The following is a 24,153-nucleotide window of genomic DNA, read 5'->3' as shown; positions in this document are numbered from 1 at the left end:
GAGTGCCTTCATGAGCTTATCTCCAAAGCAAGAACAATTGTTCAAACAAGCCAATAAACATATTCCGGGTGGCGTCAACTCACCTGTACGCGCATTTAACGGCGTCGGTGGTACACCGGTCTTTATCGAAAAAGCCCAAGGCGCATATTTGTATGATGTAGACGGAAAACGTTATGTGGACTATGTCGGTTCATGGGGACCGATGATTCTGGGTCACGCCCATCCTGCAATTATTCAAGCCGTTCAACAGGCCGCAGTAGATGGTTTAAGCTTTGGTGCGCCAACAGTTCATGAAACCACGCTTGCCGATATTATTTGCGAGATCATGCCGTCGATTGAATTGGTACGTATGACCAACTCGGGCACGGAAGCCACCATGACAGCGATTCGTTTAGCGCGCGGTTATACCGGCCGTGACAAGATTGTAAAATTTGAAGGTTGTTATCACGGTCACTCAGACTCGCTTCTTGTAAAAGCAGGTTCGGGCTTGTTAACTAAAGGTGAGGGCGAAGCAACGTCTGCGGGTGTTCCAGCTGATTTTGCCAAGCATACCATCACGCTTCCATACAATGACATTGCGACTTTAAAAGAATGCTTTGCCAAGTTTGGTGCTGAAATTGCCGGCGTGATTGTGGAGCCTGTAGCTGGCAACATGAATCTGGTGAAACCAATTGACGGTTTTCTGCAAGCGATTCGTGATGTTTGTGATGAGCATGGTTCAGTCTTTATCATCGATGAAGTGATGACCGGTTTCCGTGTTGGCTTAGGCGGTGCGCAGGCACATTATGGCGTAACTCCGGATTTAACCACATTGGGTAAAATTATTGGTGCAGGTCTGCCAGTCGGTGCCTTTGGCGGTAAACGTGAAGTGATGGAATGCATTGCGCCACTGGGTAAAGTGTATCAAGCAGGAACATTGTCGGGTAATCCATTGGCAATGCGTGCCGGGATTGAGATGTTTAAGCATCTTCGTGCTGAAGGTTTCTATGAAAACCTATCTGCGCAGTTGTCAAACCTTCTTGCAGGTTTACAAGCAGCAGCAGACGAGGCGGGCGTACCCTTTAAAACCCAACAGGTCGGTGGGATGTTTGGTCTGTACTTCACCGATCAGGAAGACATCACCAGCTTTGATTCGATGTTGAAATGTGATGTCGATGCTTTTCGTAAATTTTTCCATGGCATGTTGAATCGGGGGGTGAATTTAGCACCTTCTGCATTCGAAGCTGGCTTCTTCTCGGCTGCACACAGCGATGAAGATATTGAATTTACCATTCAGGCTGCGATCGAGACTTTTGCTGAGATGAAAGCTTAAATTTTAATTTTTTTAAAATCCTCCCTCTTGCGAAGCGGTGCTTTTCACCTTTTTAAAGGAGGGAGTTTTATCTGTACAAATAATAAAATTTACTCCTCTTTTCCTTGCGCCATATCTGACTCAGGGTTAGGGGAGATTAAATTCTAAAATTAGGGATATTCATTCATGCAAACCAAACATTATTTGACTCTAAGTGATGCGGAATTTCTATTGGATCACGCCCATCAATATGCAATTCAGAACAGCTTCAATGTCAGTATTGCCTTAGTCGATGAAACGGGCAATTTGCTTGCGATGAAACGTATGGATGGTGCAGCACCGATGACTGCAAATCTGGCCATTGAAAAAGCCAGATGCTCGGCGATGAGTCGTCGTCCATCCAAGCTGTTTGAAGATATTATCAAAGGCGGGCAGATGGGCTTTCTGACTATGGAAAGTTTCTCGGGAATGCTGGAAGGTGGCGAACCGATTCTGTATCAAGGGCAATTAGTGGGTGCGATGGGTGTATCAGGTGTGAAATCATTTGAGGACGCTGAGATTGCGCAGGTGGCGATTAAGAAGTTTTTGGCGCAGCAGGGCTAAACATTATACGCTTGAGAATGTACTTATCTTCTCAAGTCTAAGTTAAAAATAACTATCGGATAAGATAGTGATGCTGTTGTTTAACCATTTCATTATATTCTGTCGAGTTATACAGCTCTAAACAGCTCATTAATATGGCTGGCCTTGCTTGATTTTTATACACCTCAGTTTTTGCTTTCATAGATTGGTTTATATATTCTTTCAAATTTTTATACGCGGGTTCTTCATATGAACCCTGTTGGAAATACCCGCCCATCGCTAGAGCAGCCTCAGAACTGAGGGATTGATCCTGAGCCCTCGTCAGACAATAACTAAAGCCAAAATTTTTGATATTGAGCTCATCCTCATTTGATATGGATGGAATTAAGTCTTTTGCATAACATGCACTCATCACTAGACAACTAAAAAGTACAGCAATTATTTTCATTATCTTAAATTCCAAAACAGAATATCTGTGGTTCTTAGGCTCGGTGTATCATGAATAAAGTAGCAACTATCTCCACAATCATTTCCATTCCATAAAGTGACATGTCCAGAAGCATCTCCCCAACCAGAGACTTTAAAAATAATAATTCCTTTTTTCCCTTTTAATTGTGATGATAAATCCTGGTTATTTTGAGGCTTGAAGGAGAGATCTGCAGTTCCTAAATTTTGTTCAACAAAGCTGATCATCTCGCGAACCCTAAGTAAATAAGGTTTATGATCAGCGCCTCTGACTTTATAACCTCTGGTTGACTGTTTAATTGGCATTCCGCCGTAGTTGAAAGATCTACTTAATCTTAAAGCACAAGCATTTGCGTATCCTGTAGGATTTTCTTGATATAAAGCCATAGCTTGACCTCCCACCATAGAATACACATTGAACCGTACCGGGTTTGTCGGAGAGTCAATATTCTGAGAGACTATCCCGATGACAAAATTAAAATATACCCCTGAAATCAGAGAAAGAGCGGTTCAATTATTGATTGAATCTGAAAAAGATTATCCTTCTACTTGGGCTGCAATCACAGCAATTGCGCCTAAGATTGGTTGTACTCCTGAAACACTTCGTGCCTGGCATCAAAAGCATTTAGATCAGCAAAATCCTATTAAAGTACAACAGATATCTGATCAAGAAAAAATGAAGCAAATGGAACGTGAAATTAAAGAATTAAAGCGTGCCAATGAAATTCTACGTAAAGCAGCCGCTTTTTTCGCCCAGGCGGAGCTCGACCGCCCACACAAATAATGGTGGATTTCATCCATAACAATAAAGACTTATATGGTGTTGATGCGATTTGTAGGATTTTACCGATCGCAGCTTCAACCTATTACCGAACTTTAGATCTCGCTGACAATCCAGAACATCGAGCGAAACGAGATCTACATGATGAGCATCATGCTGAACAAATTAAACGAATTTGGAAGGAAAGTTTAGGTCGATATGGTGTACGTAAAGTTTGGCAAAAATTGAAACGTGAAGGCTATGTTATTGCACGTTGTACAGTTGCTCGATTGATGCAGAAGCTAGATATACAAGGTGTTTGGCGTGGTAAGAACAAACAAACTACCCGCAACCGAGATGATCAAAAACGAGCAGATGATTTAGTGAAACGTAATTTTAGTGCTGATCGACCTGACCAATTATGGGTCAGTGACTTTACGTATATTCAAACTCATTCAGGCTGGGTCTATACCGCCTTTATTATTGATGTGTTCTCACGAGCAATTGTTGGATGGAAAGTATCTACACGGATGAATACAGATATGGTGCTCGATGCACTTGAGCAAGCATTGCACGATCGAGGCATGCCAAAGAATGTGATTCATCATTCCGACAGGGGTGTGCAATATCTTTCGATTCGCTATACCAATCGTTTAGAAGCAGCAAATTTACGAGCATCAGTCGGTACAACTGGTGATTCATACGATAATGCTTTGGCTGAAACGGTGAATGGCTTATACAAAACAGAGGTGATTGAATATTTAAAAGCAGATTGGCAAGGTTTAGCAGATGTACAACTTGCGACACTAAACTGGGTAGATTGGTTCAATAAAAAGCGTGTACACAGTGCACTGGGTTATGTGTCGCCTTTTGAGTTTGAAGCAATGTACTATGATAAGATTAACCCGTTAGGTCAGGTGGCTTAACTTAAATAAAAAAGTCTCCGACAAACCCGGTACGGTTCACATCACTTGCTGACATTTTTACCGGATAATATTTCCATAATTCGGAAAATAAAGGTCTTTTTGCTTGTATGGTCGAAGACCGACCACCAGCCCTTGCAGTTATACTCACCATATTTAATATTCCGTATCAATTATTATAGTTTTTCCTTTAAAAATATTTTTAAGTACTCCCTTACCTTCAGTATCAATATCAAGTGAAATCGTAAATGGATGAAATGAGTTGATCTCAGAAGATTCTGGTTTTATTTCTATATCAATAGTATCTCCTCGTGCATAACCTGAAGTTTCTATATGCAAATTCAAGTCATCAAAAAATCTAGATTTTCTTTTTAGAAGAATAAGGTTATCTCCATAACTCCAATAAATATTATTAATGATCTTTTCTTCTTTTTCTTCAATGTATTTAGTAGCTGTATCTGATATTAATTGATCAATTTTACTTGAGATAATACCATTACTTATGACAGCCAAATCAGAAGTTTTCAGAAATTTTGAACCACAAGTTGATGTGTCTCCTGCCGCAACAATGCTTCTACCCAGGACGACCATAAAGCCTCGATTAGAAGCAAGAGCTTTCGATAGGACATTACATTTAGGACAATAATGTACCATTCCATCCAAATGCACAGCTTTTCCTTCCACCAGAAAGGAAGGGTCGCCAAAAGTAATGATTCCCCCATGATCGGTTTTACAGCCGACTGTTATTAATGCTCTCATTATTATTTGGTTATTATTTTTATTAAAGACCATAATAACATGACAATATAAAATGAAAGGTTTAGTTTAAAATTCATTTAATCAGTTTGTATATAATGACTGAATGTATCTGAATATAGATACAAGCATTTTTGCTTTTAATTTTTTAAATATAGCCCTGTTGACTTTTAAAGTATTGAGTAACCCTCAATCTGAGTTAGCATATACAGTTACGAAAAAGCCGACTGTCTGAAGCCAAAGAGTCTCCCATGCTGTACCCAATACCCAAAAAAATCCAACTTGCCCCATCTCAAGCCAAATGGCAGCTTGCATCGAACCAATCGGTTTTGGTCTTAGTCGGATTACAAAACTTGCGTATGCAACAGGGCATACAAGAAAGTGCACTCATGGCAAATTTGATTCAACTGACCAATAAAGCCAAAGCACTGGATATTCCCATTGTCGATTTATATGGTGATGACCTGATGCAGGGCATGCAACAGCTTGGTGAATATGCCTCCACGCATCCACAACTGATTTTTGCCGGGCAGGTCACACCGATGCTCAAGCAAATCTTACCGCATTTGATGAGTGTGACGGATCAAATAGGTGTGGTCGATGACGCAATCTTATTGGCCAATCAGGAACAGCATATTCAGTGGATCGAAAATATTTCCAGTCAAGGTGTGCATCACTTAAATACTTATAGTCTGACACGGTTGTGGGATTTAAGTGCGCCCTCAGACTATGTCTTATCAACCAAAGGTATTATGTTGGCTGTGGCAGAACAGCTAGACATAGATGCTCTGGAGATTGATTCCTATGTCGATTTAAGAAATTATGGATTGGACTCTGTAGCCGTGGTGAGTTTGGTCGGTGTATGGCGTGCACATGGTGCCAATATTCGTTATGAAGATGTACGACAGCATGCATCTTTGCATGAATTGGCAGGCTTCATTTTACAATCCTCAGGTTGATACGCTGCGATTGAGCATTTTTATGACCTAAATCGGAAATTTCATCAGCATTTACATAAAAGCGCATTGTAATTATGGGCGAAGCTTTCTATCATGGCCGCCTTGTTTTTCGCGATCAGCCTGGGATTGAACTTTGAGTAATTTTCTAACCGAACATCTGATACATTGTGATGACGATTTCATGGTCATCCACAAACCTGCAGGTTTACTCACAGTTCCCGGGAAAACAGAAGATTTACAAGATTGCCTGATTAACCGATTATTAAAAATAGAACCAAAAACCTTACTGATCCATCGACTGGATCGCGATACTTCCGGCATTCTCGTGTTTGGTCTCACAAAATGGGGACAAAAAACCATTTCCCGCCAGTTTCAGGAACGCCAGACCGACAAAACCTATCAGGCCGTGGTTGCCGGTACACTCGAAGGTGAAGGTAGCATTGAGGTGCCCGTGGTATATGACCCAAGCCGTCCGCCCTTACATATCGCAGATCCCGCACATAACAAGCCGGCCATCACGCATTGGCAGGCGATCGAACACTTTAATATTCAGGAACAAGCCGTGACTCGGGTGAAACTTACGCCAATTACCGGCCGTTCGCATCAGTTGCGTGTGCATATGCAATATCTGGGGCATCCGATTATCGGCGATACCTTATATGCGACACCTGAACAGCAACAGCTCAGCTCGCGTCTACATTTACATGCTGAACGTTTGAGTTTTTATCATCCTCAAACAGATCAGCTGGTCGAATTTTATTGTCCGGCGCCGTTCTAGGAAATACTTCTTGAATCGGCGTGAATTATGCTCACTTTTTAGTGGGCTTTATGTCAAAATACATTGCTTGAAGGTGTGAAATTTTGCTCCAATGACGTTTCGTGATTGAGCCTAATATTCATAATCTTGTACTTAAGATAAAGGTGGAAAAATTGCAGCAATTTGCTATTGGTCAACGTTGGTTATCAGATACTGAAACAGAACTCGGTTTAGGCGTTCTTATTGATGTTGATGAGCGGTCGGTTAGCATTTTATTCCCGAAAAGCGATGAAACTCGCGTCTATGCACGTAGCAATGCACCCTTATCTCGTATCGTATTTAATGTGAAAGATGAATTACAGGATCAGGAAGGGACCAAATGGATTGTAGAATCCGTGGAAGACCGCAATGGCGTGGTGCGTTATCACGTCATTCGTACCCTGGAAGATGGGACTGAAGAACGTAAATCGCTGAATGAGACCCGCATTGGTGCCACCATCCAGCTGTCCAAGCCTCTAGACCGTCTATTGGCCAGTCAGGTCGATTATAAAGAATGGTATGACTTGCGCATTGAAGCGCTGCTGATGCAGGCCAATATGCAAAGCAGTCCACTGCGCGGTTTGGTCGGTTCACGTGTCGGCCTGATTCCGCACCAGTTGTATATTGCGCATGAAGTCGGTCAGCGTTTTGCTCCGCGTGTATTACTGGCCGATGAAGTCGGTCTGGGTAAAACCATCGAAGCGGGTTTGATTATCCATCAACAGCTGAAAACTGGCCGTTCTGAACGCATCCTGATTTTAGTACCAGATTCGCTGCAATATCAGTGGATGATTGAGATGCGCCGTCGTTTCAATCTTGAGTTCTCGTTATTTGATTTGACCCGTACTGCATCAATCAAAGAGCATGATCCTGAACAAAACCCATTCCTGACCGAACAAAAAATTATTGCCTCTGTCGATTTGATGGTCGACCATGAAGATCTGCGTGAACAGGCGCTCGAAGCCGGTTTCGACTTGCTGGTGGTCGATGAAGCACATCATTTGATGTGGAGCGAAGAAGATGGCGGTAATGACCGTTATGATCTGGTCGAAGAACTGGCTGAACATACGCCGGGCGTATTGTTATTGACGGCAACACCGGAACAGCTCGGGGTAGAAAGTCACTTTGCACGCCTGCGTTTACTCGATCCGCAGCGCTTTAACTCGCTGGATCGTTTCCTGGATGAAGAAGCGCAATATCAGCACACCGCTAAAATTGCAGAAGTGTTGATGTCAAATCTGCCACTTGAAGCAGAACATTTGACTGCGATTGAGGCCTTGTTGGGTCATTCAATTGAAGATCATCCTGAGCAGCGTTTCCGTGCCATTCACGAACTTTTAGACCGTCATGGTACCGGTCGTATCCTGTTTCGTAATACGCGTGAAGCCATTCAGGGCTTCCCGGGTCGTGACTGTCAGCCGGCACCATTACCAGCACCGGAACACTGGTCGAAAGATGGTAAGTTGCGTGAGCAAATGTGGCCTGAAGAAGCCCAGCTCGATGGTGCATGGATGGAAGCCGATCCACGCGTGATGTGGCTGATGGAGCGTTTACGTACCGATCTTAAACACAAGAAAGTCTTACTGATTGCGCGTAGCGGGCCAGTGGTTGAAGCGCTGGAAAATGTACTTCGCTTACATGCCGGTATTCGTACCGCGATGTTCCATGAAGGCATGAGCTTGTTAGAGCGTGATCAGGCTGCCGCTTATTTTGCTGAAGATTCGTATGGCGCGCAGATTTTACTTTGTTCGGAAATTGGTTCAGAAGGGCGTAACTTCCAGTTTGCATCTGATTTAATTCTGTTCGATCTTCCTGCCAACCCGGACGTTTTAGAGCAGCGTATTGGCCGTTTAGATCGTATCGGTCAGGAAAACCGGATTCAGATTCATGTGCCTTATCTGGTGGGAACTGCGCAAGAACGTATGTTCCGCTGGTATAACGAAGCCTTGAATATTTTCGGCAATATTTCCCCAACTGCACAAACCTTGCAAGAAAACTTTATTGTTCGCTTGAAAGACTGTCTATTGGCAGACAAAGGTCAAGCGTTTGAAGACCTGCTGGAAGAAGTCAGCGTGCAACGTGAAGCGCTGGAAGCTGAATTGCAGGAAGGCCGTGACCGTTTGCTAGAGTACAACTCTTGCCGTCCGGTGGTGGCACAGGAAATTGTCAAGGCACTTGAAGACTATGATGACAATACTACTTTGCCGATCTTCATGAAACGCTTTATGGCGTCCACGAATATTGACTTTGACGAGCAAAGTAACGGTACCGTGATCATCAAGCCAACAGATCAAATGCAGGTTCAAGGTTTGACGCTGGATGAAGAAGGCATCACTGCCACTTTCTATCGTGATCAGGCACAAATCCGCGAAGATGCGCAATACCTGACCCTGGAACATCCATTCACTGAAAGTGTGATGGAAATGATCAATACTCAAGGCTTTGGTAGCACCAACGTTGCGGTATTAAAATCTGCGGCACTGCCACAAGGTTCGGTATTGCTGGAAGTCTGGTTCAAGGTCGATGTGGTTGCACCGAAAGCATTGAACTTGCCATCAAGCCTGCCGCAACAATTGGTTCGTGTGTTATTAAGCGAGAAAGGTCAGGATCTTTCACAAAAAATTGCGCCTGAAATTTTAAAACCGTATCTGCATCATTTAGATGGCAACAGCTGCCGCCAAGTAGTGAAAGCACGTCGTGATGTGATTGAGGCACGTTATCAGCAAGCACTTGAATTGGCACGCAGTGCATTGCCAAACTTCAAGCAGCAAGCCAAAGAAGTGTATGGTAATAAATGGCAATATGAAATTGACCGTCTGACCTATCTGAAACAGTTTAATCCAAGTATCCGTGAAGATGAAATTTCACGTTTACAGAAGTTGCAGAAAGAAGGTCTCGGCCTACTGGATGGTTTATCTGTGACGCCAGAAGCCATTCAGGTGATGGTAGTCGTCAAGCCTTAAGTTTTAAGCAATTAAAAAATGCAGCTTTCGGGCTGCTTTTTTTATGGCCGAAATTCGGCTTTTATATTGTTTTGGTCGGGGAATACTGGCCTGTCATTTTTCTTGTGTTTAAAATCAGTCTAACCAATAACCAGAAATAATAAACATGTCCAAAGCCTTTATTGGTCTGGGAGCCAAAACCACCCACGGTGGTATTGTGGTAGAAGGTGAGCCGTCTTTGATTATGAATGGCATCGCCGTACATTTAAATGGCATGACGCATTATTGTCCCAAATGCCAGACCATGGTCACCGCAATCTCCAGCGATTTATCTATTACTGTCAAAGGACGGGCAATGCTTATCGCAGGGGATAAGACCAGTTGCGGCGCGACTTTTCTAGCCATGCAGCATTTGACGGTATCGCAGAAATAAATCTTAAATTCGTTTAATAAAATAAGAAGAGCTGACTTCAAGGTCATGCTTTGAGCGTTTTGGCACTATCACATGACTTTTCAGATCAGTAAGCTCATCCGATGATTTCAGGATGAATACGCGCTGCGTTTGGAAAATAATGAAACAAGCCCTACATTTTACCCATGCCAATGGCATCCCTGCGGCAACCTATCAGAAATTTCTGGACTGTTTCCAGCCAGAATATGAGGTCAAAGCGATTCCCTTGATTGGCATGAAGTCGCAATATCCGATTACGCCAGACTGGCGCTATCTGGTCGATGAAGTCATTGCAGATATCGAGCAGCAATTTCCTCAGCAGCAGGTGGTGGGTCTTGGACATTCCTTTGGTGGTCTGGTGACTTTGATGGCAGCGTATCGACGTCCGGAACTGTTTTCCAAACTGTTAATTATGGATCCGCCATTTATTATTGGAAAAAACAGCGCCATGTTTGAACTGGTTAAAAAGCTGAATCTGAAAAGTATCGATCGCTATACACCTGCAGGAATTACGCTAAAACGCAAGGATCACTGGCCATCGAAACAGGCCGCAGTTGATGCACTCAGATCAAACCGCTTATTTAGCAATTTTGATGAGCAATGTTTTGCTGATTATATCGAGAGTGGCATTCAGCCAGAACCTGAACGCGGTGGGGTGACTTTGAGCATTCCAAAACAGGTAGAAGCGGAGATTTTCCGGACTGTACCGGCATGGTGGTGGCGTACGCCAAGACGACCACCTGAAGTGCCGATTCATCTGATGACTGCAGAGCAGAGCCAGTTTTATCAGCAGGGTTTGCCTCAAGGCATGCACAAGATTTATCGGATCGATTATTCAGTGGTCGAGGGCGGACATATGTTTCCGCTTGAGTATCCGGAAGAGACTGCAAAGGCGGTCAAAGCTCAACTTGTACTGTTGTAATCGTCATAAAAAAGAGACGACTGGTACCACTACTGTTCCACAATTTTAACTAGGCTATAGTTTGAATTGTATGGAGTAATAAAAGCAATTCGATAGTGTTTTTAAATATCTGATATTTATACTTGGATATTGCGCAGCCTCATCTTTCCTTTAAAAGTTTAAATGGATTTGTGCAGGCGCAACCCTACTTTGGAAAGCCCCAAAGTAGGCAAAAGTCTCTTATTACCCATACACGACGTCCTGTCGTGATAGGTAGTGTGTGGCATCCCTGCCACACGCGCGTAACTTAAAGCTAATCACTTTAACTTTGGGACAGTAATCCGTCTAGTACGTCTCTTTTTATATCATTTTACGCAAATTGGAAAATTAACGCAGCTGCGAATCTTCCAGATGGCGAGCGCCTTCCAGAATCATCCGAATCATGAGCATGGTCTGTTCGGCAATTTCCTGGCGGTCTTCAGCCGGCATGTCAATGACATTGGCCCCCATGTTAAACACCAGTTGAGTAATGGCTTTGGCGGCAATATCGGCATGTAATAACTTTCTATTATTCAGGCGTTCCAGACGAATCAAATCATCCTGCAATTCCTGCTGAAAATAATTTAACTGGCGTTCTACAGCCTGTTTATACGATTTTGAACCGGTATAACCTTCACGCAATAACAGGCTTAAATTGCCTTCATCTGCATCCAGCTGAGCAATAAAAATTTCGACCGAACTACGAATAATACTGCTTTGTCGGGAGGCTTTTAAGCGTGCTTCATGCAGAATCTGACGTAATACAATCCCGGCACGATCAATCAGCTCAATGGCCAGCTCATCAATATCTTTAAAATGACGATAGAAACTGTTTGGCGCAATACCGGCCTCACGTGCGACTTCGCGCAGGCTCAACGATGCAATACTTTTTTGTGGACCAATCAGGTTTAATGCTGCCTGAAACAGTTCTTCTTTGGTAATGGTGGCCTTGCGACCGACACTCCGTACGATAATCGGCTCATCAATGCTTTTCGATTGTAGTAGAGATGCGTCACTGCTTATTTTCATTGAAGGCTCGTTCATCAATAGGTTCATGCATGAATCGTTTGATTATAACCGAGCACGACAGGCTTGTGAAATGAATGGAAACAATACACATGTATATACAAATATATATACATGTGTATAATAATTCAAAACCTCAAGATGATGTCGATAACGATGCATGTACTCCAAAAACTTAAAATGCCGCTGAATGCACTGTCTGACAGTGTCATCGATCAGCATGCGATTAATTTCTGGATTCAGAAACTCAATCCTATATGGTCGTTGAATCAGCCATTGGGCAAGATTGTGCACAAGGAAAATGCTGCACAGGATATGCTGAGTCTGAAAATTCAAGTGAATCGTTTATTTAAGTTTGGTGAAGCGGGGCAACACCATCCAGTGTATGTGGTGGTGAAGGGCATTCGTTATGAACGTAGCTATAGTTTGACTCGTATAGATGCCCAGCATGTGTTATTGACCGTGAAAAAAGTCCATGCCGGTAAAGTCAGCACCTGGTTTGCAGAGCAGGCGCAAGTGGGTGATGTCATCGAATTTGGTCAGCCTTATGGCGATATGACTGTACCTCAGCAGGCGAGTCCACTGATCTTGCTTGCAGCAGGCAGCGGAATTACCCCAATGCTGAGCATGCTGGAAAGCCTGAGCAAAAAGGGTGAATTATCAACACCAGTGAGCTTGTGGTACTGGGTTAAAAAACATCAAGATGCAGCATTTAAAGCACGTTTCGAAGAACTTGCTCAGAAACATGCAAATTTCTCATTTCATGTTTATGCCACGCAAGAACAAGCTGCGGCAGCTCGTCTGAATGAAACTTATCTGACAGATTTGCAAAATCTGGAAAATAGCACGGTCTATTGCTGCGGCCCGTCAGGTTTTGTATCGACTGCAGAGCAGCTGTTTGCTTCAGCCAAAGAGTTTAAGGGTGAAGCCTTTAGCATGAGTCTGGCGGATCAATCCGATATCGGCTTTATTAATGTCACCCTGACCCAGTCGAAAAAAATTGTCAGTATTCCAAAAGGCCAGTCCATTTTGGTGAGTCTGGAACAACAAAATATCAAACCGACACATGGTTGCCGTATGGGCATTTGTAATAAATGCGCCTGCAATAAAGTGGAAGGTTCGACCAAGAATTTGGTAAACGGCGCACGAAATACTGAGCCAGGTAATCTGCTCAAAATTTGTGTTAACTCAGCGCAGACTGATCTAGTCATCGACCTATAAGCGAGTTTTATCCTATGAATATGCCAGTAAAATTTCAATATTTTAAAAATCCTAAAAACCGTGAATTATCACAAGTAGAACTCGATGAACTTGCACGTGAACTTGATGCGATCAAGCAAGAAGTGCTGGATGATTTAGGTGAAAAAGACGCGAAATATATCCGTCGTGTCTATTCAACCATCCGTTATTCATCAATTGCCGGTCGTGCGCTATTGTTTGCAGGCTGGTTCCCACCAGCATGGTTGCTAGGCACAGGTCTATTAGGCTTTGCCAAAATCATGGAAAACATGGAACTGGGTCACAATGTCATGCATGGTCAGTATGACTGGATGAATGATCCTAAAATGAATGGTCAGACCTATGAATGGGATATCGTAGGTACTTCGGATAACTGGCGTCAAACCCATAACTTTAAACATCATACTTATACCAATATCAAAGGTATGGATGATGATATCGGTTATGGTCTATTGCGTCTGTTCCCAGAACAGCGCTGGAAACCGGGTTATTTATTACAACCGATTTATGCGGTGCCATTCTGTTTGCTGTTCCAGTGGGGCGTGGCCATTCAGAACCTTGAATTGGGTAAATATTTCAAAGGTCGCAAAAGCAAAGAGCAGACCAAAGAAGAATGGCGCCCAATGCAGAACAAAATCGGTAAACAATTGTTTAAAGATTATGTGTTCTTTCCATTGATTGCAGGTCCTGCTGCGTTGCCAGTTTTGACGGGTAATATGGTGGCCAATGGTCTGCGTAATATCTGGACGTTCAGTATTATTTTCTGTGGCCACTTTACCAAAGATGTGGAAGTATTCCCGAAATCGGTACTGCAAAATGAAAGTCGTGGTCACTGGTATATGCGCCAGATTCGTGGTTCATCTAACCTGACCGGTTCTGAAGCATTCCATATCTTGACGGGTCATTTAAGTCACCAGATTGAACATCATCTGTATCCTGATGTGCCTGCCCGTCGTTACCGCCAAATGGCGCCAAAAGTTCAGGCGGTGTGTGAAAAATATGGTTTGAACTACAACAATGCCAGTCTGGTAAAACAGTATGGCAGCGTAATCAAACGTATTGTGAAATATGCATTTCCGTTTAAGAAATAATATTTCTTAAAGCTAAAAACCACCTTATTTGAGGTGGTTTTTTTATGGATGAAGCTTATATTTAAACAAAAAAGTCTGGATGATTCAGTCATCAGATCTGCCTTAAAAGTATCATTGAGCGACAACTCATCTGTCATTTAAGTGCTTGTTAAAGATTATTATGGCGTATCAATAAAGCGGAAATTTTAAAGCCCTAATATGTCATTGAATCGGATGGTAGATTAATTTTTGGCAATTGCTGATCTTGTCCTTCCAGATAGCGTTGATGTGCCAAACTCAGCATTTCCTGATCTTCTTCGCTGTTACCATAGGCATAAATTTCAGCATAATCTTCCAGACGATATTTTTCTAAAATTCTCAGTTTCTTCTGCGCATTACTACAATCTGGAGTCTGATAAAATCCTGTTATTTTTCCAGCTTTGATTTCAACTTCGCTACACAGTAAATCGATATTTAAATAGGTACAGACCGGTTTCAAGTATAAATCCAGTGATGCTGAAACCAGCGCGATCTCATGACCCAGTTGCTGATGTTGCCGAAGTTGCTGCAACAGTTTTGGATTAAACTTAAAGACCAGCTGCTGGGCATAGTCCTGCGCCAGTTGTAAAATTTCTTCTGCATCGCTGTCCTTAAACATGTTGCCATACAATTTTGGACGCATCGCATGGGCAGGGTACAGCTTCAGATAATAGGCCTGAATCCAGGGCAGGAGACGAATGCCGCGTCTTAAAATATGCCGTTTTTTCAAGGCATAGAAAATGAACCCGGTAAAACTGTCGTCTGTATACAGGGTGCCATCAAAATCAAATAAGGCTAGAGTTTTAGGTGTTTGATTTTGCGCATGCATGTTTGATATCGACCATCGACACGGGTGGCAAACCAGTTGGTATTGTAATCACGACTCAGTTTTGGTCCAGAAATGACCACTTCCGGCATGATTGCATACATCGGATCTTTGCCTGTTTTTTCCTGATAGAGCTTGCTGATCCCACGATAGGTCATGGTATCTTCAAAATCTTTCTCTTTTTCTTTCTTTAAATCGGCGCGGATTTGACGTTCGGTAATAATAAAATTATTTTTCGCAAATACACTGATCAGCTCACGCTCGGATTGACTCTTCTGCGAACGGATCGCGCCATCTTTGTTATAGAGTAATAAATCGCCATCCAGATCGAGTTCAGCTTCAGTTAAATCATTGAGCATGCTCTGAAAAGCGGCATTCCGGCTGGAATACATGCCCGAGTTATAGTCTGCAAAACGGTAGATCGGTTTGTCATAATCTGCAGGATACATCATCAGACGATGAATCCCGTAATATAGGCCGCCATATTGCGTATAGACATCGGAGCGTAAGGCTGCGATGTTGCCACCTTGACGTTTATATTCCTTGACATAACTAATATGCACTTGCATTGAACCCAAAGTGGTAATCGGATTCATTTTCTCGCCAATGTTCTGGCCGACCAGTTTTGCAGCACCGGTCAGTGCGCTGACATGGTAATGCTTCGACATATAGTCAAATATTTCACGATATAACTCATCCAGTTCGCGTTCGGTTTTTACCCGGCGCATCTGGCTTAAATAGTTATCTTCTGGGCTTGGATGGTTCTTGAGTACTTCCTGGAAATATCCCGCAACTGTTCCACCGATTGCTTGTCCGAGTTTATCTTTGAATTTTTCTTCAAGACGATCCTGAACTTCTTTAACCGCTTTTTCTCCCAGACCTGGTACTGTAGGGTCTGCCACAAAATTGGATTCCTGATCGACCACGGCCACAATCGTGCAGACATTTTCCTTGGTTTGAGGAATACCCAACTGTTCGGTGATGTCGTAAATATCTTGTGCCCAGGACTCACGCTGATTTATCCGACTCGGAATTGCTTTACGAATATGTTCAACTTCAAGTGTCGGTTCATCATCTTTTGACCACCATGAGCCATTGCCACAGCCGGCAAGACCCAGAGAAAGTGCAAGTACAGACAATGACTTAACAGAAAAACAATCAGCAAAAGTTTTATTCATGGTGTGGTAAATTAATTGAAAAGATGAGCGAATAAGGCAGATGCAGTATACTATGCCCATCAAAAAAGTGATGAATTTATATGTATATTGGTCCATATCAACTGTCAAACAATTTGATTGTCGCCCCGATGGCAGGTGTGACTGACCGTCCGTTTAGAACCTTGTGCAAGTATTTTGGTGCAGGTCATGCGGTCAGTGAAATGATGACCTCAGACAAAACTTTGCGTATGAGCAAAAAAAGTCTTTACCGTGCCAATTTTGATGGGGAGCTGGCACCAATCTCAGCCCAGATTGCCGGTTCAGATCCACAAGATCTCGCTGAGGCTGCGCGTTATCAGGTGGCCAATGGTGCACAAATTGTTGATATTAATATGGGCTGTCCAGCCAAAAAGGTCTGCAATCGATTAGCCGGTTCAGCCTTGCTACAGGATGAAGATTTAGTTGCCCGTATCTTGGATACTGTCGTGGCTGCGGTCGATGTGCCGGTAACTTTAAAAACCCGTCTGGGGTATTTAAATGGTCATGAAAATATCATGCGGGTGGCAAAACGTGCGGAAGATGCCGGAATTGCGGCGCTGGCTTTACATGGCCGTACCCGTGAAGATATGTATTTAAATACCGCCCGCTATTCACTCATTAAAGATGTAAAAGACATGTTGAATATTCCCGTGATTGCCAACGGAGATATTGACAGTCCTGAAAAAGCCAAATACGTACTGGATTATACCGGTGCAGATGCCATCATGATCGGACGTGCAGCACAAGGTCGTCCCTGGATTTTTCGTGAAATTGCCCATTATTTAAAAACTGGCCAACATCTGGATGCGCCGAGTATTACAGAAGTTAAGGATGTTCTATTGGGACATTTGGCTGAGCTATATGAGTTTTATGGCGAGTATTCCGGTTGCCGAATTTCCCGGAAACATATTGCCTGGTATACCAAAGGTCTGCGTTCAAGCAACGAGTTTCGTCAGGGCATGTATCAGGTAGAAAATACAGCTGATCAATATCGTGTAGTAGAAGATTATTTTAATACTTTACTTGAACATGGTTTGACTATGAGTGATGTTCAGGTCGAACAGGTCAATTTATTAGAGACCAAATGATGGCAGGCTAGTAGGACGCAATCAAGAAATATGTTTTGTGTAGAAATACTACCTTTTTTATCTTGAGCGCGTCGATTTTAGCACGCTGTTTACACTTAAGCCGGTCAAATACATAGCACAACATTTTGTTGACTTAAACCGGACAGGACTTGGACATTGCTTACTTAAACTTGTTCTATGATGGATTCATCTAATATGAACAGGAGGTGATCCTTCTTGTTTGTAGTCATCACCAAGGGAGATCTGTAATGACAAATACCAATCGTCCAGTCACAGAATTTAGCCATAAAACGTCAACGGAATTGCCACAAGAACGCAGCGAAGGCTTAAATATAGATCCTACTGATGCCAATGCACGTCCGGATTTAAATACTCCTGAAAAAGATAATCCGAATGTGCCAGATATGAATGAAGGCAAAGATAATCTGGCCGCGACCGGTGCGGGTACAGTAGGTGGTGCTGCTGTAGGGGCCGTTGCAGGTCTGGTCGGTGGTCCTCCAGGTGCAGTGGTGGGCGGCATTATCGGTGGTGTGGTTGGTGGCATTGCCGGTAATGATATTGCAACATCAGATCGCCAAAAACAGGCAGATAACTACCAGCATCCAGAAGTTCGAAGTGAGGCAGATAATTATCAGCATCCCGACCAGTTGATTGCCGAAGATAATTACTGGCGCGATGAGTATCATAATCGCCCGTATTTTAATGAAACGCGGAATACCTACAGCGATCTAGACTATGATCGTGACTATCGCGGCGCTTATCGCGTAGGTTATGAAAACCGTGCCATGTATGATCGTGATACAGATTTTGATCATGCGGAACCTGAACTACGGACCAAGTGGGAACAGGTGAAAGGTGAATCCCGCTTAAATTGGGAAGAAGCCAAGTTTGCAGTCAAAGATGCCTGGCATCGACTTACCCGCTAAGTCCGACTGAATAAAAAACCTCTCTAATTAGAGAGGTTTTTTATGCTGATAAATTTTAGAGATGTTTCATTTCCAGCACCAGCTGATTGATCAGATCAGACGCTTCCATTTCACGAATTTGTGCCACATTTGAGCCTGCCCAGAACGCGCCATAACCCTGATCGTCTTGTTTGGCTGCAGCAGCATGTAATTGCTTGGCCAGATCATAGGTATAAGGATAAGCCGGCACATCCAGACGATCGGGTGTGTCGACATCCATATGCCAGTGGTTGATGATTCCGCGAGCAGGGCGACCGGAAATACTGGCACTGACTTGAGTGAGTGGCTTGGAAAGCAGGGCTTTACGATAAGCCTCGTTAGCATTGGACGATTTGCACTGTACAAATGCAGTGCCAAGTTGCACGGCATCGGCACCGAAATCCAGCATTTGTCTTGCCTGTTGGCCGTCCATAATCCCGCCTGCCGCTACAATCGGCAGGGAACAATGCTGTTTGATCAGTTTCACCAGATTAGAGGTTTTGACCGAAGCATCGAATTTGGTACTGAAAATTCCACGATGACCGCCGGCTTCAATGCCTTGGGCAATAATAATATCAATTCCGGCAGCTTCGATGGCTTTGGCTTCGGCAAAATTGGTCGCAGAAACCATGGTTAAAATTCCTGCCTGTTTTAAGGCTTGAATCTGATGCGGATGCGGAATGCCAAAATGAAAACTGACCGCCCGTGGTTTGGTTTCCAGCACCAGATTCAGGAAGTCATCATTGTCTTTAAAGCTCGGATAAATACAGTTTAAATGCTCGGGTGGCTGCGCCCCATATTCAATAAATTTATTTTTAAACTGTGCGATCCATGCCTGCGCGACAGCTTCATCTAGGGGCACACTGTCATGACAGAAAAAATTCACCTGAAAAGGGCAGTCTGTCAATTCTTGAGTTTTTAAAATCTGTTGTCGTGCTGCCTCGATGCTGCTGGCTCCCAAACCGAGTGAACCCAAGCCGCCTTGATTGGACACTTCAGCTGCAAGTTCAGCTGTAGAGACACCTGCCATCGGCGCCAAGAAAATAGGATGTTTAATTCCGAGATTTTCTAATAAAGACATAGATTTGCTCCTTGTTATGTTTTTACTTTGCCCTTGAGTTCAAAATTAAGCAAATCATATTAGTTATTTTATTTTGAAATACTTAAACTTTGCTTAGCTGTCATTTACATTTCTCACGACACGCTATGTCGCTAGCCAGACAGATCAACTATAGCGCTGCAATTGAAGACTTTATAATAGCATTTTGGTCAAATCTTTCTGAGCTCATGTCTGATCGTATCCGTGAAAAACTGCAAATTTTAGCCGATGCTGCCAAGTATGATGTGTCCTGTTCATCCAGTGGAAGCAATCGTAAAAATAAAGACAAAGGGGTAGGAAATACCGGCAATGGTATTTGTCATAGCTACACCGAAGATGGCCGCTGCGTTTCCTTGCTGAAAATTCTATTTTCCAATGTCTGTATTTTTAATTGCTCTTATTGTGTTTCGCGCCGTTCCAATGACGTCAAGCGAGCAGCATTTACCGTGCAGGAAGTGGTGGATTTGACCATGAACTTTTACCGCCGTAATTATATTGAAGGTCTGTTTTTAAGCTCGGGTATTTTCAAATCGGCGGATCACACCATGGAGCGGATGCTACAGGTGGTGAAAAAACTGCGACTGGAAGAAAACTTTAATGGCTATATTCATTTGAAAACCATTCCGGGTGCATCTCAGGAAATCATTACCGAAGCCGGACTATACGTAGACCGCATGAGTATTAATCTGGAAATGCCGACTGAAGCCGGATTACAGAAGTTTGCGCCTGAAAAAACCCATGCCGAAGTACAAAAAGATTTGGGGATTGTGCGGGATCGACTGATCCAGCTCAAAGATGAACGCAAATTGATTAAATCGGTGCCAAAATTTGTACCTGCCGGACAAACCACACAGATGGTGGTGGGCGCACACAGTGAAACTGACCAAGACATTATTTTAATGGCCGATCGGCATTACAAGGAATTTAAGCTGAAACGGGTGTATTTTTCCGGCTATATTCCGATTAATCCTGAAGAAAAAGCCTTACCGGTTGTCGGTTCAGCGCCGCCATTATTAAGAGAAAACCGTCTATATCAATCCGACTGGTTAATGCGTTTTTATGAATTTTCTGCCGATGAAATTGTCGATGACCAGCATCCGAATCTGGATCTGGATATTGATCCCAAACTCAGCTGGGCCTTGCGACATCCTGAAGCTTTTCCAGTTGATATTAACCATGCCGACTATAAAATAATTTTGCGTGTACCGGGTATTGGGGTACGTTCGGCCAAAAAAATTGTACAGGCACGCCGTTTTGGTCAGATTCATATCGATCAGCTAAAACGCATGGGTGTGGCATATAACCGCGCACAGCATTTTATCCGCTGTGCTGATACGCCAAAATTTAAGAAAGATCAGCAATCGCATCAGATCCGTCAGCAAATTTTACAGTCTGGCCAATCTAAATATCAGCAGCAGCTTTCACCACAGCTTGGACTGGCATTCTGATGGCCTGTTACTGTTTTGATGGCAGCATGACCGGCTTGCTCAGTTGTGTATTTCGGGCTTTTGAGTTTAAGGAATTGAATGCCCGCATCACTGCCAATCCACAAGCACAAAATGGCCTGTTTGATGAATTTATTTATGTTAGCTCTAATGATGAGCATGGACAGCGAGTCTGGCAGGGGCTCAAGCAAAAAGTCTCCTCCAGCAGCTTGCGTGCCTTTTACTATACTTTTCTGTCGGAACAAGAAGCAGCGTTTCAGATTCTATTTGATTTCGCGGTTTATGTATTTAAAAACCAGCGACCTGTCGATAAAGATTATGGTCATCATGCGGTTATCGGTATGTCGCAATGGGCCAAGCAAGTCGGACGGGAAAAGCACCGTATGGAGGCATTTGTACGCTTTAAAAAGGCCAAGGATGGACTATTCCTGAGTCTGGTTAAGCCAGACTTTAATGTTCTACCGATTATTTCCCGACATTTTCAGGAGCGCTATCAGGATCAATCCTGGCTGATTTATGATGAGCTGCGCAATTATGGGATTTATTATGATTTAGAGCAGGTACATCAGGTCGAGATGAATGCTGAAGCAATTGATTCACAAATCCAGATTGGGCACAGTCAGTCATTCAGTATCGAACTGGATGATGATGAATGGCTGTATGATCAGCTCTGGAAAGATTATTTTAATAGTGTGAATATTCAGACACGTAACAATATGAAACTGCATATTCAATATGTGCCGAAACGCTACTGGCGTTATATGAATGAGAAAACACTTTAAACAGTACATCTGGCATCTTTCAGGCATAATAAGCGTTTATATTTAGATTGAGTGCATAGATATGAAGGTATGGCTAACGTCATTGGCGCTGCTCATTGGATTAACCGCATGCTCGAAAGAGCCACAAAAACCGGTCGTCGATCCAGTCAAATATCAGGTTCAGACAGCGCAGGAATTGCAGCAACGTTTTGATGCACTCAATAGCCAATTGACTCAGGATTTTCAGAAATTTAAAAAACTAGAAAGTATTGCTTTCTCACACCAGTTTCCTTTAGATGTGAATAATCTGCAAACTTTAAACCGTCATTTGGTCAGCAGTACGGCATTAAAACCAAGTAAAATTGCCTATTGCGATATGATGAATGCTTATTTTGCCGATATGTATCGTTTGGGGCATTATAATCTGGAACTGGTCGATGGCATCCAATTGCCGAATGCTGCCAATGAAAATCTAAAAGACAATTTTTCGAATGCCGATCACTTCTATACTTTTATTCTGGATCGCTATACCACTTATCGTCAGGTTCAGCAGACCATGGGTTATGGTTGTAATTTAAAAGCCGCGCTTTAAATCTTAAAGATAAAAAAGCCCATCATTAAGATGGGCTTTTTAATTTAAATGATTAACAACCTGTAATTTTTTCAGCTTGTGGTTTTTCTTCCGGGAAGAAGATTGGACGAAGTTTCACCCCAATACCATTACCGATAAAGGCAAACACCAGCCATAACCAGCCATGTAAACTGCCTGAAGCGATGCCACTGAAATACGCACCAATATTACAGCCATAAGCCAGGCGTGCACCATAGCCGAGCATGATGCCACCGACAACAGCAGCAATGAGCGAGCGTTTCGGAATGTTGAAATTCGGGGCAAATTTACCAGCCAGACTGGCTGCCAGCAAAGCACCGAGCATGATGCCAAAGTTCATCATCGAGGTAATATCAAACCACAACGACTCTGCAAGTGCTTTGGCATTGCCAGCTTTCTGCCAATAATCCCATGCAGTTACATCAACACCCACTAAAGTGGCGCCTTTTGCACCCCAAACTGCCAGGGCAGAAGTCACGCCCCAAGGACGACCTGCAAGTGCCAACGTCGCAAAGTTGAGCAGGGTCAGAATAATCCCGCCCCAAATCAGAGGCCATGGACCACGAATAAAGCGTTTCCAGCCTTGATGCTCACTGCTTGGTTCTACTTCCAGACGACCATGACGTTTCTTTTCGAAATAAACAGTCGCCGCAGCAATCAGTGCAAAAATAACAAAGCTCAGCAGTAATCCAGGCATCACCCCTAAACTCTGTACCAGAGAAATAGGTTCCAGATGCGGCAGGGCAAACCACCAGTCTAAGTGTGAGGTTGCAATCACAGAGCCGATACAGAAGAACAAGAGTGTTACCAGCATACGTGCACTACCACCACCCACGGTATACAGCGTACCCGATGCACAACCACCACCGAGCTGCATGCCGATGCCGAAAATAAAGGCACCAATCATGACTGACATGGAAATAGGATTGACGTTACCTGTGACCGGGTTGCCAAACAATTCACCCGCACCTAAAGCCGGGAAGAATAACAATACTGCTAGAGCGAGCATAATCATTTGTGCACGCAGACCACGACCGCGACGTTCCTTGATAAAGACGCGCCAACTCGAGGTAAAACCAAATGAGGCATGGTACAGGGTCATGCCTAGCGCACCACCGATTAAAAATAACAAGGCCTGATTTAAGCCAACGATCTGATAGGCACCGATTGTACCGATCACAAGTAAAATAAAAGCCACCCAGACCGAAATATTCGACCGTTGGGAAGCAGCAGCAATGACTGACATGGGAGATTAAATTTTAAAAATAAAGGCTGGTATTCTACTGAATTTCAGCTTAAATGCAGCCCATTTTGGCCAATGAGTGAGTATTAAGTCATTCTTATAGTTGATAAGTTTTATCACTTTATCTGATTGATGGGAGTGAATTATAAAAATAAATCTAATGGAACATTTCATTATTCTGTAATTCTCTATACTTAAGCAGCTTAAATAAATTGCAGATTTAATCGTATGGTTTTATGCCTATAGATCAGTATCGAGCATTTTTGAGTTTCTGGGTTTTCAAATGAAGTACATAAAAAAGCCTGCAAATTGAATCGCAGGCTTTTTAAGCATTAAACTGAGAGCTAAAATCAGTTTTCAGCTTTTTCTCGAACATTGCCAGCACCTTCTTCAACCGCAGCTGCAGTGGCCGCAGTGGCTTTTCGTGCTGCTTCAGCAGTAGCATCTGCTGCTCGAGACGTTGCAGCAGCAGCTTCGTCAGCTGCTTGAGCTGTATTTTCCGCTGCATTATCCAAGGCTCTTTCAGTGTCTACCGCAGCTTCACGGCTTGCATCTTGCATATCATGACCGGCTTGATCTGCTGCATTTTCTAAATGCTCACCTGTCGTTGCCCCGGTTTCAGGTGCTTTATCTTTGTTACAGCCGACCAAGGCAACAGTTGCCACTAAACCTAAAGCAATCATTAATTTATTCATCGAGTAA

24 protein-coding genes and 1 other annotated feature are annotated in these 24,153 nt (G+C 43.3%); of the genes, 15 read left to right on the top strand and 9 right to left on the bottom strand.

All coding sequences use genetic code 11. The features are described 5' to 3' along the window. Positions 1-10 precede the first annotated feature (10 nt). Together hemL and LOZ91_RS13730 are read left to right on the top strand one after the other, a co-directional pair. Complete coding sequence (hemL, locus tag LOZ91_RS13735) at positions 11-1,312, top strand: glutamate-1-semialdehyde 2,1-aminomutase (protein WP_180039854.1); 1,302 nt, start codon at positions 11-13, stop codon at positions 1,310-1,312. Between the two features lie 165 nt (positions 1,313-1,477). Further along, the gene (locus LOZ91_RS13730; RefSeq protein WP_005171507.1) at positions 1,478-1,894 is read left to right on the top strand and encodes a heme-binding protein; all 417 of its coding nucleotides are present in this window, start codon (positions 1,478-1,480) and stop codon (positions 1,892-1,894) included. 52 nt (positions 1,895-1,946) lie between these two features. Here the strand turns inward: LOZ91_RS13730 and LOZ91_RS13725 are convergent, their stop codons facing one another. Both LOZ91_RS13725 and LOZ91_RS13720 read right to left on the bottom strand, forming a co-directional pair. After that, on the bottom strand, positions 1,947-2,321 hold the full coding sequence (locus tag LOZ91_RS13725; protein WP_100355069.1) for a hypothetical protein: 375 nt from the start codon (positions 2,319-2,321) through the stop codon (positions 1,947-1,949). Then, on the bottom strand, positions 2,321-2,725 hold the full coding sequence (locus tag LOZ91_RS13720; protein WP_244783415.1) for a type VI secretion system amidase effector protein Tae4: 405 nt from the start codon (positions 2,723-2,725) through the stop codon (positions 2,321-2,323). Before LOZ91_RS13720 ends, LOZ91_RS13725 begins: the two co-directional genes overlap by 1 nt. A 79-nt stretch (positions 2,726-2,804) precedes the next feature. Between LOZ91_RS13720 and LOZ91_RS13715 the strand changes: the two genes are divergently transcribed. Further along, positions 2,805-4,024, top strand: a protein-coding gene (locus LOZ91_RS13715) for an IS3 family transposase (protein ID WP_244783414.1) whose coding sequence is annotated in 2 segments (ribosomal slippage) — positions 2,805-3,081 and positions 3,081-4,024 — 1,221 coding nt in all. Because the reading frame shifts where the segments join, the coding sequence is not laid out codon by codon here. Then, positions 3,080-3,196: a sequence feature (AL1L pseudoknot), on the top strand. It overlaps the preceding gene by 117 nt. A 153-nt stretch (positions 4,025-4,177) precedes the next feature. Here LOZ91_RS13715 and LOZ91_RS13710 read toward each other — a convergent pair. Beyond that, positions 4,178-4,780 (bottom strand): PAAR domain-containing protein, encoded by a 603-nt coding sequence (locus LOZ91_RS13710; protein ID WP_244783421.1) that lies wholly within the window; start codon positions 4,778-4,780, stop codon positions 4,178-4,180. Positions 4,781-5,028: 248 nt separating this feature from the next. Between LOZ91_RS13710 and LOZ91_RS13705 the strand changes: the two genes are divergently transcribed. The 5 genes from LOZ91_RS13705 to LOZ91_RS13685 all read left to right on the top strand — a co-directional run bounded on the left by LOZ91_RS13705 (position 5,029) and on the right by LOZ91_RS13685 (position 10,847). Further along, positions 5,029-5,736 (top strand): phosphopantetheine-binding protein, encoded by a 708-nt coding sequence (locus tag LOZ91_RS13705; RefSeq protein ID WP_005171498.1) that lies wholly within the window; start codon positions 5,029-5,031, stop codon positions 5,734-5,736. A gap of 133 nt (positions 5,737-5,869) precedes the next feature. After that, complete coding sequence (locus LOZ91_RS13700) at positions 5,870-6,514, top strand: RluA family pseudouridine synthase (RefSeq protein ID WP_244783413.1); 645 nt, start codon at positions 5,870-5,872, stop codon at positions 6,512-6,514. A 143-nt stretch (positions 6,515-6,657) separates the two neighbouring features. Continuing rightward, positions 6,658-9,495, top strand: a complete 2,838-nt coding sequence (rapA, locus tag LOZ91_RS13695) for an RNA polymerase-associated protein RapA (protein ID WP_244783412.1) — start codon at positions 6,658-6,660, stop codon at positions 9,493-9,495. Between the two features lie 145 nt (positions 9,496-9,640). Beyond that, positions 9,641-9,907 (top strand): PAAR domain-containing protein, encoded by a 267-nt coding sequence (locus LOZ91_RS13690; RefSeq protein WP_100328728.1) that lies wholly within the window; start codon positions 9,641-9,643, stop codon positions 9,905-9,907. A gap of 139 nt (positions 9,908-10,046) precedes the next feature. Beyond that, positions 10,047-10,847 carry an alpha/beta hydrolase gene (locus tag LOZ91_RS13685; RefSeq protein ID WP_159515891.1) on the top strand — a complete coding sequence of 267 codons (801 nt, stop codon included), beginning with the start codon at positions 10,047-10,049 and terminating at the stop codon, positions 10,845-10,847. A 366-nt stretch (positions 10,848-11,213) separates the two neighbouring features. On the opposite strand, the gene fabR is transcribed toward LOZ91_RS13685, so the two are convergent. Beyond that, positions 11,214-11,894 carry an HTH-type transcriptional repressor FabR gene (gene fabR / locus LOZ91_RS13680; RefSeq protein ID WP_005096625.1) on the bottom strand — a complete coding sequence of 227 codons (681 nt, stop codon included), beginning with the start codon at positions 11,892-11,894 and terminating at the stop codon, positions 11,214-11,216. A 153-nt stretch (positions 11,895-12,047) separates the two neighbouring features. On the opposite strand from fabR, the gene LOZ91_RS13675 reads away from it, so the two are divergent. Both LOZ91_RS13675 and LOZ91_RS13670 read left to right on the top strand, forming a co-directional pair. Next, entirely contained in the window at positions 12,048-13,112 is a 1,065-nt protein-coding gene (locus tag LOZ91_RS13675; RefSeq protein ID WP_159515890.1) for an iron-sulfur cluster-binding domain-containing protein, read from the top strand. Between the two features lie 14 nt (positions 13,113-13,126). Then, a complete protein-coding gene (locus LOZ91_RS13670; protein WP_005096627.1) occupies positions 13,127-14,221 on the top strand; it encodes an acyl-CoA desaturase in 1,095 nt (364 codons plus the stop codon). Positions 14,222-14,414: 193 nt separating this feature from the next. On the opposite strand, the gene LOZ91_RS13665 is transcribed toward LOZ91_RS13670, so the two are convergent. Both LOZ91_RS13665 and LOZ91_RS13660 read right to left on the bottom strand, forming a co-directional pair. After that, entirely contained in the window at positions 14,415-15,068 is a 654-nt protein-coding gene (locus tag LOZ91_RS13665; protein ID WP_005096629.1) for an HAD family hydrolase, read from the bottom strand. Further along, a complete protein-coding gene (locus LOZ91_RS13660) occupies positions 15,035-16,243 on the bottom strand; it encodes a DUF1615 family protein (RefSeq protein ID WP_180096494.1) in 1,209 nt (402 codons plus the stop codon). Before LOZ91_RS13660 ends, LOZ91_RS13665 begins: the two co-directional genes overlap by 34 nt. 80 nt (positions 16,244-16,323) lie before the next feature. On the opposite strand from LOZ91_RS13660, the gene dusB reads away from it, so the two are divergent. Together dusB and LOZ91_RS13650 are read left to right on the top strand one after the other, a co-directional pair. After that, entirely contained in the window at positions 16,324-17,349 is a 1,026-nt protein-coding gene (dusB, locus tag LOZ91_RS13655) for a tRNA dihydrouridine synthase DusB (RefSeq protein ID WP_244783411.1), read from the top strand. 248 nt (positions 17,350-17,597) lie between these two features. Further along, positions 17,598-18,275 (top strand): hypothetical protein, encoded by a 678-nt coding sequence (locus LOZ91_RS13650; protein ID WP_100357098.1) that lies wholly within the window; start codon positions 17,598-17,600, stop codon positions 18,273-18,275. 55 nt (positions 18,276-18,330) lie between these two features. On the opposite strand, the gene LOZ91_RS13645 is transcribed toward LOZ91_RS13650, so the two are convergent. After that, positions 18,331-19,374 (bottom strand): nitronate monooxygenase, encoded by a 1,044-nt coding sequence (locus tag LOZ91_RS13645; RefSeq protein WP_180000366.1) that lies wholly within the window; start codon positions 19,372-19,374, stop codon positions 18,331-18,333. 206 nt (positions 19,375-19,580) lie between these two features. Here LOZ91_RS13645 and LOZ91_RS13640 point away from each other — a divergent pair, with 206 nt between their 5' ends. From LOZ91_RS13640 to LOZ91_RS13630, 3 genes are all read left to right on the top strand, one after another. Beyond that, the gene (locus tag LOZ91_RS13640) at positions 19,581-20,840 is read left to right on the top strand and encodes a putative DNA modification/repair radical SAM protein (RefSeq protein WP_180000875.1); all 1,260 of its coding nucleotides are present in this window, start codon (positions 19,581-19,583) and stop codon (positions 20,838-20,840) included. Further along, the gene (locus LOZ91_RS13635; protein WP_100328722.1) at positions 20,840-21,619 is read left to right on the top strand and encodes a TIGR03915 family putative DNA repair protein; all 780 of its coding nucleotides are present in this window, start codon (positions 20,840-20,842) and stop codon (positions 21,617-21,619) included. Before LOZ91_RS13640 ends, LOZ91_RS13635 begins: the two co-directional genes overlap by 1 nt. Positions 21,620-21,680: 61 nt before the next feature. Next, complete coding sequence (locus tag LOZ91_RS13630; RefSeq protein ID WP_180000876.1) at positions 21,681-22,190, top strand: hypothetical protein; 510 nt, start codon at positions 21,681-21,683, stop codon at positions 22,188-22,190. 52 nt (positions 22,191-22,242) lie between these two features. Here the strand turns inward: LOZ91_RS13630 and LOZ91_RS13625 are convergent, their stop codons facing one another. Both LOZ91_RS13625 and LOZ91_RS13620 read right to left on the bottom strand, forming a co-directional pair. Further along, on the bottom strand, positions 22,243-23,454 hold the full coding sequence (locus tag LOZ91_RS13625; RefSeq protein WP_180077378.1) for a YeeE/YedE family protein: 1,212 nt from the start codon (positions 23,452-23,454) through the stop codon (positions 22,243-22,245). A 347-nt stretch (positions 23,455-23,801) separates the two neighbouring features. Then, the gene (locus LOZ91_RS13620; RefSeq protein WP_005096643.1) at positions 23,802-24,146 is read right to left on the bottom strand and encodes a hypothetical protein; all 345 of its coding nucleotides are present in this window, start codon (positions 24,144-24,146) and stop codon (positions 23,802-23,804) included. Positions 24,147-24,153: the final 7 nt, after the last annotated feature.

The organism is Acinetobacter sp. F-1 (genome assembly GCF_022869025.1).
GTDB lineage: Bacteria > Pseudomonadota > Gammaproteobacteria > Pseudomonadales > Moraxellaceae > Acinetobacter > Acinetobacter pseudolwoffii.
Note: the sequence above shows the minus strand (reverse complement) of the source record. Positions and strands in the feature narration are given on the sequence as shown.